Below are 229 nucleotides of genomic sequence, written 5' to 3'. Positions count from 1 at the left end.
ACAGCTCCCTCAGCAGCCGGACGGTGACGGCGGGGGAGACCAGCGCGTCGCCGCGGGCGGCGGCCCTTACCGCCTCGATCAGCAGGCTGGGCGGGGCGTCCTTGAGCAGAAAGCCGCACGCCCCGTTGCCCAGCGCGGTGTGCACGTAGTCGTCCTGGTCGAACGTGGTGATCACCACGACCCGCATCGGGTTGTGGACGCCGGGTCCGGCCAGCGCGCGGGTGACGTC

1 pseudogene is annotated in these 229 nt (G+C 72.5%); it reads right to left on the bottom strand.

The features are described 5' to 3' along the window. Window positions 1-229: pseudogene (locus IG99_RS43950) on the bottom strand (response regulator); the annotation flags it as partial.

It is taken from the genome of Streptomyces griseus subsp. griseus (genome assembly GCF_000720255.1).
Taxonomy (GTDB): domain Bacteria; phylum Actinomycetota; class Actinomycetes; order Streptomycetales; family Streptomycetaceae; genus Streptomyces; species Streptomyces griseus_I.
This window is presented reverse-complemented; position numbering and strand designations above follow the sequence as displayed.